The sequence below is a fragment of the Streptomyces sp. NPDC093600 genome, from assembly GCF_044764755.1.
Lineage (GTDB): Bacteria > Actinomycetota > Actinomycetes > Streptomycetales > Streptomycetaceae > Streptomyces.
The window spans coordinates 453,072-466,005 of sequence record NZ_JBIWIU010000002.1 but is presented as its reverse complement, the minus strand read 5'-3'; the positions used below and the strand labels follow the sequence as shown (position 1 = coordinate 466,005).

Sequence of the window (12,934 nt, the reverse complement as noted above, 5' to 3'; positions counted from 1 at the left end):
GGGCCGTGGACGGGCGCTACGAGGGTCCTCGGTTCGACGCCTGACGGCCCAGGCCAAGTGAGACGGCTCAGGGCCGACGGTTCGCCACCGTCGGCCCTGAGCGTCGGTTCCAGGGTCTACCCGCTCCGACCTGCGCCTACAGCACCGGCAGGTTCTTGCGGAGCTCGAAGGCCGTGACCTCGGAGCGGTACTCCTCCCACTCCTGCTTCTTGTTGCGCAGGAAGAAGTCGAAGACGTGCTCGCCCAGCGTCTCCGCGACCAGTTCGCTCTTCTCCATCAGGGCGATCGCCTCGCCCAGGTTCTGCGGCAGCGGCTCGATGCCCATCGCGCGGCGCTCCGCGTCCGAGAGCGCCCATACGTCGTCGTCGGCGCCGGCCGGGAGTTCGTAGCCCTCCTCGATGCCCTTGAGGCCCGCCGCGAGGAGGACCGCGTAGGTCAGGTAGGGGTTGGCGCCCGAGTCGATGGAGCGGACCTCGACGCGGGAGGAGCCCGTCTTGCCCGGCTTGTACATCGGGACGCGGATCAGGGCCGAGCGGTTGTTGTGGCCCCAGCAGATGTACGAGGGGGCCTCGCCGCCCGCGCCCGCGCTGCGGGCCGAGCCGCCCCAGATGCGCTTGTAGGAGTTGACCCACTGGTTGGTGACGGCCGAGATCTCCGCCGCGTGCTTGAGCAGGCCGGCGATGAAGGAGCGTCCCACCTTGGAGAGCTGGTACTCCGCGCCGGACTCGTAGAACGCGTTCCGGTCGCCCTCGAAGAGGGAGAGGTGGGTGTGCATGCCCGAGCCCGGGTACTCCGAGAACGGCTTCGGCATGAACGTCGCCTGCACGCCCTGCTCCAGCGCGACCTGCTTCATGACCAGGCGGAAGGTCATGATGTTGTCGGCCGTGGACAGTGCGTCGGCGTAGCGCAGGTCGATCTCCTGCTGGCCCGGGGCGCCCTCGTGGTGGGAGAACTCCACCGAGATGCCCATCGACTCCAGCATGGTGATCGCCTGGCGGCGGAAGTCCATGCCGACGTTCTGCGGTGTGTGGTCGAAGTAGCCGGAGTTGTCGGCCGGGGTCGGCTTCGTGCCGTCAAGCGGCTTGTCCTTCAGGAGGAAGAACTCGATCTCGGGGTGGGTGTAGAAGGTGAAGCCCAGGTCCGAGGTCTTGGCGAGGATGCGCTTCAGGACGAAACGCGGGTCGGCGAAGGACGGCGAGCCGTCCGGCATGAGGATGTCGCAGAACATCCGCGCCGTCCCCGGGGCCTCGGCGCGCCACGGCAGGATCTGGAAGGTGCTCGGATCCGGCTTGGCGATCATGTCCGATTCGTAGACGCGGGCGAACCCCTCGATGGCGGAGCCGTCGAAGCCGATGCCCTCGTCGAACGCCTGCTCAAGCTCGGCGGGCGCCACCGCCACCGACTTCAGGAAGCCGAGCACGTCGGTGAACCACAGCCGCACGAACCGGATGTCACGCTCCTCGAGCGTCCGGAGCACGAATTCCTGCTGCTTGTCCATTTTTACGTTCCTACCCATCGTTGCTGGTCAGGCCGCCTGTTCCCACCGCCTCGGGCACATCGGAGGGCACCTGAGCATCCCACCACATGGTTTCGCGCACGTTGCACACCCATAGTGCCTGCTCGGTTGTGACGCAGGTAACGAGGGACGGGCCGATTCCGGGCGCCTGTTCCCACCCAGGGTTTCCCCTCCGCTCGCCCCCTGGGCCACCCGGCCGGTATCGATCGGTACCCCGTTCGGCCCATCCGACGCCATCTCCCACTACGATCTGCGCCCATGGGGGCCCCGCGGCGCACACGCCTGTCGCAGCACGCGCGTCCCATGGCGCTGGTGAGTGCCGTGGCGACGCTGCTCGCCGCGCTCTTCGTCTGCGCGGGCACCACCGACGCCCCGGCGCACCGTCCCTCCGAGCCCCGGATGACGCTCGCCTTCGCGGCCGAGGAGGCCGAGGAGTACGTCTGCCCGTACGACCGCGACGACTGCTCCCTCTTCCCCTCGCTCAGCCCGGCGGTACTGACCGCGCCGCCGCTGGACCCCCCGCCGCAGGCGGAGGGCCGGCTCCCGCGCCTCGACGCGCCGCACCGCACCGGCCTGGCGCCCCGCTCCGACGCGCTGCCGCGCGCGCCGGACCTGCACGTCCTTCAAGTTCTGCGGACGTGAGCGGCCGGGTCTGCCTCAGCGCTCATCCCGCACGCCACGTCACGTCATGACACCCCTCACCGAAGAAGGACGACATCACCATGGCCGCCAACCGCTCCGCCACCGCCGACCGCCGCGCCCGAATAGAGGAGATGCGCCGCGCCGAGCAGGCCCGCGAGCGCCGCAACCGCTTCCTCACGATCGGCGTCTCCGCCGTCGTCGTCCTCAGCCTCGTCGGCTTCGGCGGCTACATGCTCAACAAGGAGTCCGAGAAGAAGGAACAGAAGGAGGCCGTCGCCAAGGCCCCGATCAAGGACGAGAAGTCCTGGGACGCCAAGAAGCTCGGCCGCAACCACGTCACCACCGCCGTGACGTACGAGATGAAGCCCCCGGTCGGCGGCGACCACCACCAGGTCTGGCAGAACTGCGACGGCGACGTCTACAAGGCGCCCGTCGCCGAGGTGAACGCCGTGCACTCGCTGGAGCACGGCGCCGTCTGGGTCACGTACAACAAGAAGGCCCCCGAGGCCGAGGTGAAGAAGCTGGCGGAGAAGGTCGGGAAGACGCCGTACTCGCTGATGAGCCCGGTCGACGACCAGGCGGGCGCGATCATGCTGAGCGCCTGGGGCAAGCAGGTGACGGTGGACAGCGCGACCGACCCGCGCGTCGACGCCTTCTTCACCAAGTACGTGCAGGGTCCGCAGACCCCCGAGCCGGGCGCGGCCTGCACCGGCGGGATCGGCCAGTGAGCCGCGGCCGCCCGAACCGTACGCAGTGGGCGGCGGTGATCGCCGTCGCCCTGGCGATGCTGTTCGCCGGTGGCGCCGTCACGGTCGCCTCCGCGGAGCGCGAGGAGGCGCCGGCGACCCCGGTGTCGGGCTCGGCGGACGCGGGCTTCGCCCGTGACATGTCGGTCCACCACCAGCAGGCCGTCGAGATGTCGTTCATCGTCCGCGACCGGACGACGGACGAGGACGTGCGCCGGCTGGCGTACGACATCGCCAACACCCAGGCCAACCAGCGCGGCATGATGCTGGGCTGGCTGGACATGTGGGGCCTGCCGAAGGTCGAGTCCGGTACGGAGCCGATGGCCTGGATGGGCATGGGCGGGCACGGCGACAGCGGGCCCCTCGACGGGGCGCTGATGCCCGGCATGGCGACGAAGACGGAGCTGGAGCGGCTGCGGAAGGCCAGCGGCGTGGAGGCGGAGATCCTCTACCTCCAGTTGATGACCGACCACCACAAGGGCGGGGTCCACATGGCCCAGGGTTGTGTGGACAAGTGCTCCGTGGACGTGGAGCGGAACCTCGCGCAGGGCATGGTCGACGCCCAGGAGTCCGAGATGGGGCTCATGGCGGAGCTGCTGAGGCAGCGGGGCGCGAAGCCGCGCGCCTGACGCCGTCCGGAGCCGGCGGCTCCTCGCCACGAGGACCGGTCGCCGGACCCACGGCGCGGCCCCCGCGACCGGTGCCGGTCGCCGGACCCACGGCGCGGCCCCCGCGACCGGCACCGGTCGCGGGGGCCGCGCCGTACGCGGAGAATGGGTGACGCTCGGGGACGTAGGTACGACGACGTTGTACGGAGGTACGCACCCCATGACCACGGCGAAGGACATCATGCATCCCGGGGCCCGTTGGGTCCCCCGGCACGAGACGCTCGACCGCGCGGCGCAGATGATGCGCGACCTGAATGTCGGCGCGCTGCCGATCGCCGACGAGAACGAACGGCTCTGCGGCATCATCACGGACCGTGACATCGTGGTCGGCTGTGTGGCCGAGGGCCATGACCCGGCGAAGGTCACCTGTGGCGAGATGGCGCAGGGCACCCCGCGCTGGATCGACGCGGGTTCGGACGTGAGCGAGGTCCTCGACGAGATGACCGGCCACCAGATCAAGCGGCTTCCGGTCATCGAGAACAAGCGGCTCGTCGGCATGATCAGCGAGGCGGACCTGGCGCAGCACCTGGACGACGAGCAGATCAAGGAGTTCTGCGCGCGCGTCTACGCCGCGCCCTGATCCCCACCCCGATCCTGTCCCTGATCCCGATCCAGTTCCAGTACCGCCCGTGCGACGGCTTCCGGGCGGTCCAGCATCACCAGATGGCCCGAGGGTTCGACCGCCTCGTAGCGGGCGCCGAGCGCTCGGGCCAGCGCGCGTTGGCGGCCCGCCCAGCGGGCGGAGCCGTCGGGGGCCGCCAGGACGGTGACGGGCCGGCCGGGCGGCAGGGGGAAGCGTCCGCGCAGGACGAGGAGTTCGGCGGCGACGGCGCGGTAGTGGGTGTTCTCCAGGAGCGCGCCGCGCAGGGCCCGTGAGGTGGCGTACACGCGGCGGACGAGCGGGGCGGGCGCCGGGTCGGCGCCGTGTCGGGCGCGGGACAGGCGGACGGTGGCGCGGCGGACGGCGGGGCCGGCCGCGGCCGGGGCGCCGAGAGCGCCGAGCAGGGCCCCGAGGCCGTGGGCGGCGGCGGTGCGCAGCGCGGGGGCCGCGGGGGTACTGGCGTGCTCCTCGACGGAGGAGTCGACGAGGACGATCCCGGCGGTACGGTCCGGGTGGAGCCGGGCGAAGGCCTCCGCGTGGAACCCGGCGATGGAGTGCCCCACGACGGTGGCGGGGCCCGGCAGGCCGAGCGCGTCCAGGAGCCCCGCGATCCGGTGCGCCTCGCCCGTCGCGCTGGGCGGCACGGCGGCGGGGGCGGAGAGCCCGTGGCCCGGCCGGTCGAAGCGGACGACCGTGCGGTGCGGGGTGAGCAGCGGAACGACCGGGTCCCAGTCGAACCAGCTCATGGCGAGCCCGGCACTCAGCACACAGACGGGCCCCGAACCCTCGGCGACGACGTGGTGGGCCACGCCCCCGATCCGTACGAACACGCTCAAGAAGGCTCCCTGGCCACGGCGGAACGGCGAGTGGTGCGCTCCAGACTTTCACGAGCCCGACCCCCGGCCGCCGCCCGGGTCTGCCGCAGACCGGGACCGGCGGCGACAGGCTTCGGGGCGGCCGCATACGGCGGCGGGGGCGGTCACGAACACGTCTCGTCCACAAAATCCCTGGCCTGTACACATTCGACTGGCTTAACGTCTTGATCAACAGGGTCGGTGTGATGCGTCCATGACGGTCAAAGCCCCCTGAACCCCCTACCTCGCTCGAAGGATGCCGCATGACCCTGCCCCCGAACGCCCCCGACCAGTCCCCCTGGGGGCCGCCGCCGGCCGGGCTGCCCGGCCCGCCGATGCAGCCTCCGCACCAGCTCCGCAACGGCCTCGGGATCGGCGCGCTGGTCGTGGGCTGCGTGGGGCTGTTCTTCGGGATCATCCCGTTCCTGTTCTGGCTGGGCGGCATCCTCGGTGTCGTGGCCCTCGTCCTCGGCATCGTCGGTCACGGCCGCGCCCGCAAGGGCGAGGCGACGGACAAGGCGCAGGCGGTGACCGGCATCGTGCTCGGCTCGGTCGCGATCGCCGCCGCGCTCGTCTGGCTGGTCGTCATCATCACGGCGGTGAAGGACGTCCGCGACGACATCGAGCGGGAGCAGGGCCGGTCGGAGGGCGCGAGCACCGCTCCCGCGGAACCGGGGGCGGGCGCCCCGGAGCCCGAGCCCACCGAGACCGGCCCGGCGACGCTGGCGTTCGGCGGGACGCACACGTACGAGGACGGTGTGAAGGTCACGGTCTCCAAGCCGCGGCCGTACCGGCCGGACCAGTTCGCCGCCGGGCACACCAGGGGAAACAAGGCGGTCCAGCTCACCATCACCATCGTCAACGGCGGCAAGAAGGCCCTCGACATCACGACGGCGCTGCCGGACGTGCGGGACGGCCAGGGCGCGCGGGCGAGCCAGATCTTCGACGGCAGCCGGGCCTCCGAGCCGTTCCAGGGCACGCTGCTGCCTGGCAAGCAGGCCAAGGCGAACTTCGCCTTCTCGCTGCCCGCCGACGCGACCGGCGAGATCCAGCTGGAGGTGGGCCCGACGGTCCTGACGTACGACAACGCCATCTGGACCGGCCCGGCCTCATAAGCCCCGTGCGGGGGCGCCCCGGGAGGCGCCGAGAGCCCCCCTCAGCCCCCGCACCGTCGCGTTCCTGGCCTATCCCAGGACATCGCGTCGCTCTGACGATTACACTGGGCGGGTGCCTCAACTACGCCTCGCTCTGAATCAGATCGACTCGACCGTCGGCGATCTCACCGCCAACGCCGAGGCGATCGTCCACTGGACCCGGCACTCCGCCGCTCAGGGCGCGCATCTGGTCGCGTTCCCCGAGATGGTGCTGACCGGCTATCCCGTCGAGGACCTGGCGCTGCGGTCGTCCTTCGTCGAGGCGTCCCGGTCCGCGCTGCGGGCGCTCGCGCGGCGGCTCGATGACGAGGGGTTCGGGGAGCTTCCCGTGATCGTCGGCTATCTCGACCGCTCCGAGCGGGCGCAGCCGAGGTACGGCCAGCCCGCCGGCGCGCCGCAGAACGCGGCGGCGGTGCTGCACCGGGGCGGGGTCGCGCTGTCGTTCGCCAAGCACCACCTGCCCAACTACGGCGTCTTCGACGAGTTCCGCTACTTCGTGCCCGGCGACACCATGCCCGTCGTCCGTGTCCACGGCGTCGACGTCGCCCTCGCCATCTGCGAGGACCTCTGGCAGGACGGCGGCCGGGTCCCGGCGGCCCGCAGCGCGAACGCCGGGCTGCTCGTCTCGATCAACGCCTCGCCGTACGAGCAGAACAAGGACGACACCCGGCTGGAACTGGTCCGCAAGCGCGCCCAGGAGGCCGGCTGCACCACCGCCTACCTCGCGATGATCGGCGGCCAGGACGATCTCGTCTTCGACGGCGACTCGATCGTCGTCGACGCGAACGGCGAAGTCGTCGCGCGTGCGCCGCAGTTCTCCGAGGGCAGCGTGATCCTCGACCTCGATCTGCCGGCCGCCGCGGCCGACGCCCCGGCGGGCGTCGTCGACGACGGGCTGCGGATCGACCGCGTGATCCTCTCCGAGGACCCGGTGCCCGCGTACGAGCCGGAGTTGACCGGGGGGTACGCGGACCGGCTCGACGACGACGAGGAGGTGTACTCGGCGCTGGTCGTGGGCCTGCGGGCGTACGTCGCCAAGAACGGCTTCCGCTCCGTCCTCGTCGGTCTGTCCGGCGGCATCGACTCGGCGCTCGTGGCCGCGATCGCCTGCGACGCGGTCGGCGCGCAGCACGTGTACGGCGTCTCGATGCCGTCGAAGTACTCCTCGGACCACTCCCGCGGCGACGCCTCCGAACTGGCCCGGCGCACCGGACTCAACTTCCGTACGGTGTCGATCGAGCCGATGTTCGACGCGTACATGGGCTCCCTCGGCCTCACCGGCCTCGCGGAGGAGAACCTGCAGTCGCGGCTGCGCGGCACGATGCTGATGGCGATCTCCAACCAGGAGGGCCACATCGTCCTCGCGCCGGGCAACAAGTCCGAGCTGGCGGTGGGGTATTCGACCCTGTACGGCGACTCGGTCGGCGCGTACGGCCCTATCAAGGACGTGTACAAGTCGGCCGTGTTCCGCCTCGCGCGCTGGCGCAACCGGGCGGCCGAGGAGCGCGGCCAGATCCCGCCGATCCCGGAGAGCTCGATCAGCAAGCCGCCGAGCGCCGAGCTGCGGCCGGGCCAGGTCGACACGGACTCGCTGCCCGACTACGACGTCCTGGACCGGCTCCTCGCGCTGTACGTCGACCGCGACCAGGGCAAGGAGGCGATCGTCGCGGCCGGTTTCGACGAGGAGCTGGTGACCAGGACGCTGCGGATGGTGGACACGGCGGAGTACAAGCGGCGCCAGTACCCGCCGGGCACCAAGATCTCGGCGAAGGGCTTCGGCAAGGACCGCCGCCTGCCGATCACGAACCGCTGGCGCGAGACGACGAGCGGGACGACGAGCGAGGCAAGGACCGGGACGAGGACCGGGACGACGCCCCGCTGACCCGCTCGTCCTCCGCCGCGAGGGGGCTTCCCGCGACGACGCGGGAGGCCCCCTCCGCCGTACGGTCGAGCAGTCCCGCCACGGCGGCGACGGCCAGACCCACCACCGCCAGACCCGCGCCCACGAGCGCCGGGGAGGTCCAGCCCCAGCCCGCGGCGACGGCCGAGCCACCGGCCCAGGCGCCGGCCGCGTTGGCCAGGTTGGAGGCGGAGTGGTTGGAGGCGGAGGCCGGGGTGGGCGCGTCCTTGGCGTGGTTCATGACCAGCATCTGGAGGGGGGTGGTGGTCATGAAGCCGACCGCGCCGAGGACGACGACGGTCACGAGCGCCAGCCACGGCACATGGACGGTGAACCGGAAGGCGACCAGGACGAGGGCGAGCGCGGCGAGGGAGCCGTACAGGGTCGGTCGCGGCGCCCGGTCGGTCAGCGGGCGCAGCGGAGCGCCGATGACGACGCCGATCGCGTAGGCGGAGACGGGGTGGCCCGCTGTGGGGACGGAGGTGCCGAGGTCGTCGGCGCGGTGGCGGCTCCGGAGAGACCCCGTCGTCCCGGCGGCCGCCCGTCGTGGCCGGGATCCGTCAGAGCCGGACGCGGGCCGCGATCGGCAGGTGGTCGCTCTTCGTCTCCGGGAGCGCCCAGGAGGAGACCGGTTCGACGTTCTTGACCATGATCTGGTCGATCCGCGCCATCGGGAACGACGCCGGCCAGCTGAAGCCGAAGCCGTCGCCGGAAGCGCCCTGGGTGGAGCGCATCTGGGAGGTGACGGCGTTGAGCGAACGGTCGTTCATGGTGCCGTTGAGGTCGCCGAGCAGCACGATCCGCTCGTGCGGGTCGGCCGCGATCGCCTCACCCAGCGCGTTGGCGCTGTTGTCGCGCTGATTGGCGGTGAAGCCCGCGTCGAGCCTGACCCGTACGGACGGCAGGTGCGCGACGTACACGGCCACCTCGCCCTTGGGGGTGGCGACGGTGGAGCGCATGGCGCGCGTCCAGCCCATCTGGATGTCCACCTCGCGCGTCTCGCTCATCGGGTACTTGCTCCACAGCCCGACGGTGCCCTGCACGGAGTGGTACTTGTACGTGTCCGCGAGACCGCGCTCGTAGACCGGGACCATCTCGCCCTTGAGCTCCTCCAGGGCGACCACGTCGGCGCCGGAGGCGGCGATCTGGCGGGCCGTGCCCTCGGGGTCGGGGTTGTCGGCGTTCACGTTGTGGGTGGCGACGGTCAGGTCACCGCCGGCGGTCGACTTGTCGGTGACCAGGCCGCCGAAGATATTGAGCCAGACCACGGCCGGGAGCAGCAGGGCGATCAGCGCGGTCGCGGAGCGCCGCAGCAGCGCCAGGACGAGCAGGACCGGCACGAAGAGGCCGAGCCAGGGAAGGAAGGTCTCGGTCAGGCTGCCCAGGTTGCCGACCCGGTTGGGGATCTCGGCGTGGAAGACCATCAGGAAGGTGAGCAGGACCGCGCAGGCGGCCAGGAGGATCCCGCGGCGCCAGATGCCCCGGTCGCCCCGCAGGCGGTCGAACGCCGATCGGATCCGCGATCCGGAGCGCTCGTCCCGCGCGCCGCCGTACTCGGTCTCCGTCATGTCCACCCGCGCCATCTCCGCTGTCCTCACTGCCTTGCCGCCGTGCCGTCTTGCTCTTGCTCTGCTTCTCGGTCCTGCGGCAGCTCGTCGTTCTCGCGCTGCCGCACGTTCCTTCTCCGCTACCCGACGTCGACACTAGGTGATGACGGACGGGTCGCACTGCCACGAGGGACGACAGGGCGGCGCGGCGGGTTCCGGCCGGCGGCCGGGGCGGCGCGGCTGTGACAGAACGCGCACATTCGTGCGTTTTCCCGGCGGTGTGACCGGCGGTGTGAAGAGCACCACTCCGGCCCACTTCCCCCTGCGCCGCGCGGAGTGCCACCATGGACGTGGTCCGGGGACGCCGTCAGGGCGCCTCGAGATGACGAAGGAGCCGTTCACCATGACGCTTCAGGCTGCCCAGAAGCAGTCCGTCGACAGCACCAAGGCGCTGTACGGAGGCAAGGGCACGCGCCGCATCACCGTCCACGACATCGCCGCCGCCAAGACCCGGGGCGAGAAGTGGCCCATGCTCACCGCCTACGACGCGATGACCGCGTCCGTCTTCGACGAGGCCGGCATCCCGGTCATCCTCGTCGGCGACTCCATGGGCAACTGCCATCTCGGCTACGACACCACCGTGCCCGTCACGATGGACGAGATGACGATCCTGTCCGCCGCCGTCGTACGGGGCACCAAGCGCGCCCTCGTCGTCGGCGACCTCCCCTTCGGTTCGTACCAGGAAGGGCCCGTACAGGCCCTGCGCAACGCCACCCGCCTCGTGAAGGACGCGGGAGTCAACGCGGTCAAGCTGGAGGGCGGCGAGCGCTCGCTGCCGCAGACCGAGCTGCTCGTCCAGGCCGGGATCCCGGTCATGTCCCACCTGGGCCTGACCCCGCAGTCCGTCAACACGATGGGCTACCGCGTCCAGGGCCGCGGCGACGAGGCCGCGCACCGGCTGCTCAGCGACGCCAAGGCGGCGCAGGACGCGGGCGCGTTCGCGGTCGTCCTGGAGCTCGTACCGGCCGAACTGGCCGCCGAGGTCACCCGCTCCCTGCACATCCCGACGATCGGCATCGGCGCCGGGCCGGACACGGACGCCCAGGTCCTCGTCTGGACCGACATGGCCGGTATGACCGGCGGCAAGGTGCCCCGCTTCACCAAGCAGTACGCCGACCTGCGGCAGACGCTCGGCGACGCCGCCCGCGCCTTCGCGCAGGACGTGACCGGCGGGGCGTTCCCCGCCGAGGAGCACAGCTTCCACTAGGGGCACAGCTTCCCCCAGGGGGTGTCCGGCCCTGAACCGCCGGACGGACCAGCCACCGCGGTACGACCGACAGCCCGCCGACATCCCCCATCGGCGGGCTGTCGCTCGTCCGCAGGTCGTCTGTCGGTCGTCTGTCGGGGCGTTGTCGGTGGCGGCTGGTCAACTGAGGGCATGACGCGATCACACACCAACGCCGTCGAGGTACGGGGCCTCGTGAAGCACTACGGCGAGACGAAGGCCCTCGACGGGGTCGACCTCGATGTACGGGAGGGCACGGTCCTGGGGGTCCTCGGGCCGAACGGCGCCGGCAAGACCACGCTCGTACGCTGCCTGTCCACCCTGCTCGTCCCGGACGCCGGGACCGCCACCGTCGCCGGCTACGACGTGGTGAGGCAGCCCCGCCAGCTCCGCCGCACGATAGGGCTCACCGGTCAGTACGCCTCGGTCGACGAGAAGCTCTCCGGCTGGGAGAACCTCTACATGATCGGGCGGCTGCTCGACCTCTCCCGCAAGGACGCGCGGCGCCGCGCCGACGAGATGCTGGAGCGCTTCTCGCTCACCGAGGCCGCCAAGCGGCCCGCGATGAACTACTCCGGCGGCATGCGCCGCCGGCTCGACCTGGCCGCCTCGATGATCGGGCAGCCGGCCGTCCTCTATCTGGACGAGCCCACCACCGGCCTCGACCCGCGCACCCGCAACGAAGTCTGGGACGAGGTCCAGCGGATGGTGTCGGAGGGCGTGACCGTCCTGCTCACCACCCAGTACATGGAAGAGGCCGAACAGCTCGCGAGCGAGCTGACCGTCATCGACCGCGGCCAGGTCATCGCCAAGGGCAAGGTCGACGAGCTCAAGGCCCGGGTCGGCGGCCGCACGCTGAAGATCCGCCCGGTGGACCCGGCCGACCTGCCCGCCATGGCGGGCGCGCTGCGCGAAGCCGGTCTCGACGGCATCGCCGGCTCGACGGTCGTCCCCGACGAGGGCGTGCTGTACGTCCCGATCCTCAGCGACGGTCAGCTGACCGCGGTCGTCGGCCTGCTGGGCGCGCGCGGTTACGGCATCACCCACATCGGAACCCATCTGCCCAGTCTGGACGAGGTGTTCCTGGCCATCACCGGCCAGAAGGCGACCGTGTCCGACGCGACTCCCGAGGAGGTCGCCGCATGAGCACCACGACCACACAGCTCACCAAGTCCCCCGTCCGCACCCCGGGCCCGTCGCCGGTGCGCGGCGCAGTCGCCGACGAGGGCCGGATCGGCCCGCGGGCCAACCTCCGCCACATCGGCGCCCTGGTCCGCCGCAACGCGCTGCAGATCAAGCAGGACCCGGAGTCGATGTTCGACGCCGTCCTGATGCCGATCATCTTCGTCCTGCTGTTCGTGTACGTCTTCGGCGGCGCGATCTCCGGCAAGGGCAACAACGAGGCGTACGTCAACTACGTGGTGCCCGGCCTGATGGCGATGATGGGCATGAACATCTCCATGGCCGTCGGCGTGGGCATCAACGACGACTTCAAGAAGGGGGTCATGGACCGGTTCCGTACGATGCCGATCGCCCGGTCCTCCGTCCTCATCGCGAAGATCGTCGTCGAGATCGGCCGCATGCTGATCGCCACCGCGATCCTGCTCGGGATGGGCTTCCTGCTCGGCCTGGAGATCAAGACCTCGGTCCTGGACCTGTTCGCCGCGATCGGGCTGTCCGTGGTGTTCGGCGCGTCGCTGATGTGGATCTTCATGCTGCTCGGTCTCACCATGAAGACGGCGCAGGCCGTGCAGGGAGTGGCCATGCTCGTCCTGATGCCGCTGCAGTTCGGCTCGTCGATCTTCGCCCCGCCGACGTCGATGCCCGGCTGGCTGGAGACCTTCACCGACTACAACCCGCTGTCGAACCTCGCCGACGCGGCGCGGAACCTGATCAACGGCGGTCCGGTGGCCGAGTCGGTGTGGATGACCCTCGGCTGGGCGCTGCTGATCACGGTCGTCACGGCGCCGCTCGCGGTCGCCAAGTTCCGCAAGAAGACCTGAGCCGAGCCGTACGGACAG

12 protein-coding genes and 1 pseudogene are annotated in these 12,934 nt (G+C 71.1%); 9 read left to right on the top strand and 4 right to left on the bottom strand.

Annotated features, from left to right (window positions below):
- Window positions 1-136: 136 nt before the first annotated feature.
- Window positions 137-1,498, bottom strand: coding sequence for a glutamine synthetase family protein (locus ACIRB4_RS07800; protein ID WP_352188302.1), 1,362 nt, complete (start codon window positions 1,496-1,498; stop codon window positions 137-139).
- 321 nt (window positions 1,499-1,819) lie between these two features.
- On the opposite strand from ACIRB4_RS07800, the gene ACIRB4_RS07795 reads away from it, so the two are divergent.
- From ACIRB4_RS07795 to ACIRB4_RS07780, 4 genes are all read left to right on the top strand, one after another.
- Entirely contained in the window at window positions 1,820-2,158 is a 339-nt protein-coding gene (locus tag ACIRB4_RS07795) for a hypothetical protein (RefSeq protein ID WP_403289150.1), read from the top strand.
- Between the two features lie 80 nt (window positions 2,159-2,238).
- Window positions 2,239-2,886 (top strand): DUF3105 domain-containing protein, encoded by a 648-nt coding sequence (locus tag ACIRB4_RS07790; RefSeq protein ID WP_403289149.1) that lies wholly within the window; start codon window positions 2,239-2,241, stop codon window positions 2,884-2,886.
- Window positions 2,887-2,942: 56 nt separating this feature from the next.
- A complete protein-coding gene (locus tag ACIRB4_RS07785; RefSeq protein WP_403289642.1) occupies window positions 2,943-3,533 on the top strand; it encodes a DUF305 domain-containing protein in 591 nt (196 codons plus the stop codon).
- 199 nt (window positions 3,534-3,732) lie between these two features.
- Window positions 3,733-4,152 carry a CBS domain-containing protein gene (locus ACIRB4_RS07780; RefSeq protein ID WP_403289148.1) on the top strand — a complete coding sequence of 140 codons (420 nt, stop codon included), beginning with the start codon at window positions 3,733-3,735 and terminating at the stop codon, window positions 4,150-4,152.
- Here ACIRB4_RS07780 and ACIRB4_RS07775 read toward each other — a convergent pair.
- Window positions 4,137-5,009, bottom strand: coding sequence for an alpha/beta fold hydrolase (locus ACIRB4_RS07775; protein WP_403289147.1), 873 nt, complete (start codon window positions 5,007-5,009; stop codon window positions 4,137-4,139). The two genes, ACIRB4_RS07780 and ACIRB4_RS07775, sit on opposite strands and share 16 nt — an antisense overlap.
- 281 nt (window positions 5,010-5,290) lie before the next feature.
- Here ACIRB4_RS07775 and ACIRB4_RS07770 point away from each other — a divergent pair, with 281 nt between their 5' ends.
- Both ACIRB4_RS07770 and ACIRB4_RS07765 read left to right on the top strand, forming a co-directional pair.
- Window positions 5,291-6,142: a DUF4190 domain-containing protein gene (locus ACIRB4_RS07770; protein WP_403289146.1), complete on the top strand. Its 852-nt coding sequence runs from the start codon at window positions 5,291-5,293 to the stop codon at window positions 6,140-6,142.
- 112 nt (window positions 6,143-6,254) lie between these two features.
- Complete coding sequence (locus tag ACIRB4_RS07765; RefSeq protein ID WP_403289145.1) at window positions 6,255-8,063, top strand: NAD+ synthase; 1,809 nt, start codon at window positions 6,255-6,257, stop codon at window positions 8,061-8,063.
- On the opposite strand, the pseudogene ACIRB4_RS07760 reads toward ACIRB4_RS07765, so the two are convergent.
- Together ACIRB4_RS07760 and ACIRB4_RS07755 are read right to left on the bottom strand one after the other, a co-directional pair.
- Window positions 7,981-8,538, bottom strand: a pseudogene (locus tag ACIRB4_RS07760) (MFS transporter); the annotation flags it as partial. The gene ACIRB4_RS07765 and the pseudogene ACIRB4_RS07760 overlap by 83 nt on opposite strands.
- 103 nt (window positions 8,539-8,641) lie before the next feature.
- Window positions 8,642-9,664: an endonuclease/exonuclease/phosphatase family protein gene (locus ACIRB4_RS07755; protein ID WP_403289143.1), complete on the bottom strand. Its 1,023-nt coding sequence runs from the start codon at window positions 9,662-9,664 to the stop codon at window positions 8,642-8,644.
- Between the two features lie 367 nt (window positions 9,665-10,031).
- On the opposite strand from ACIRB4_RS07755, the gene panB reads away from it, so the two are divergent.
- The 3 genes from panB to ACIRB4_RS07740 all read left to right on the top strand — a co-directional run bounded on the left by panB (window position 10,032) and on the right by ACIRB4_RS07740 (window position 12,916).
- Complete coding sequence (panB, locus tag ACIRB4_RS07750) at window positions 10,032-10,895, top strand: 3-methyl-2-oxobutanoate hydroxymethyltransferase (RefSeq protein ID WP_403289141.1); 864 nt, start codon at window positions 10,032-10,034, stop codon at window positions 10,893-10,895.
- A gap of 171 nt (window positions 10,896-11,066) precedes the next feature.
- Window positions 11,067-12,059: an ATP-binding cassette domain-containing protein gene (locus tag ACIRB4_RS07745; RefSeq protein WP_403289139.1), complete on the top strand. Its 993-nt coding sequence runs from the start codon at window positions 11,067-11,069 to the stop codon at window positions 12,057-12,059.
- On the top strand, window positions 12,056-12,916 hold the full coding sequence (locus ACIRB4_RS07740) for an ABC transporter permease (protein WP_403289137.1): 861 nt from the start codon (window positions 12,056-12,058) through the stop codon (window positions 12,914-12,916). Before ACIRB4_RS07745 ends, ACIRB4_RS07740 begins: the two co-directional genes overlap by 4 nt.
- Window positions 12,917-12,934 lie beyond the last annotated feature (18 nt).

What these genes read in the sequence shown, in the direction of transcription:
- ACIRB4_RS07785 (WP_403289642.1), top strand. Translation starts at nt 2,943, where the DNA reads ATGCTGTTCGCCGGTGGCGCCGTCACGGTCGCCTCCGCGGAGCGCGAG.
- ACIRB4_RS07790 (WP_403289149.1), top strand. Translation starts at nt 2,239, where the DNA reads ATGGCCGCCAACCGCTCCGCCACCGCCGACCGCCGCGCCCGAATAGAG.
- ACIRB4_RS07795 (WP_403289150.1), top strand. Translation starts at nt 1,820, where the DNA reads ATGGCGCTGGTGAGTGCCGTGGCGACGCTGCTCGCCGCGCTCTTCGTC.
- ACIRB4_RS07745 (WP_403289139.1), top strand. Translation starts at nt 11,067, where the DNA reads ATGACGCGATCACACACCAACGCCGTCGAGGTACGGGGCCTCGTGAAG.
- ACIRB4_RS07770 (WP_403289146.1), top strand. Translation starts at nt 5,291, where the DNA reads ATGACCCTGCCCCCGAACGCCCCCGACCAGTCCCCCTGGGGGCCGCCG.
- ACIRB4_RS07780 (WP_403289148.1), top strand. Translation starts at nt 3,733, where the DNA reads ATGACCACGGCGAAGGACATCATGCATCCCGGGGCCCGTTGGGTCCCC.
- ACIRB4_RS07800 (WP_352188302.1), bottom strand. Translation starts at nt 1,498, where the DNA reads ATGGACAAGCAGCAGGAATTCGTGCTCCGGACGCTCGAGGAGCGTGAC.
- ACIRB4_RS07755 (WP_403289143.1), bottom strand. Translation starts at nt 9,664, where the DNA reads ATGGCGCGGGTGGACATGACGGAGACCGAGTACGGCGGCGCGCGGGAC.
- ACIRB4_RS07740 (WP_403289137.1), top strand. Translation starts at nt 12,056, where the DNA reads ATGAGCACCACGACCACACAGCTCACCAAGTCCCCCGTCCGCACCCCG.
- panB (WP_403289141.1), top strand. Translation starts at nt 10,032, where the DNA reads ATGACGCTTCAGGCTGCCCAGAAGCAGTCCGTCGACAGCACCAAGGCG.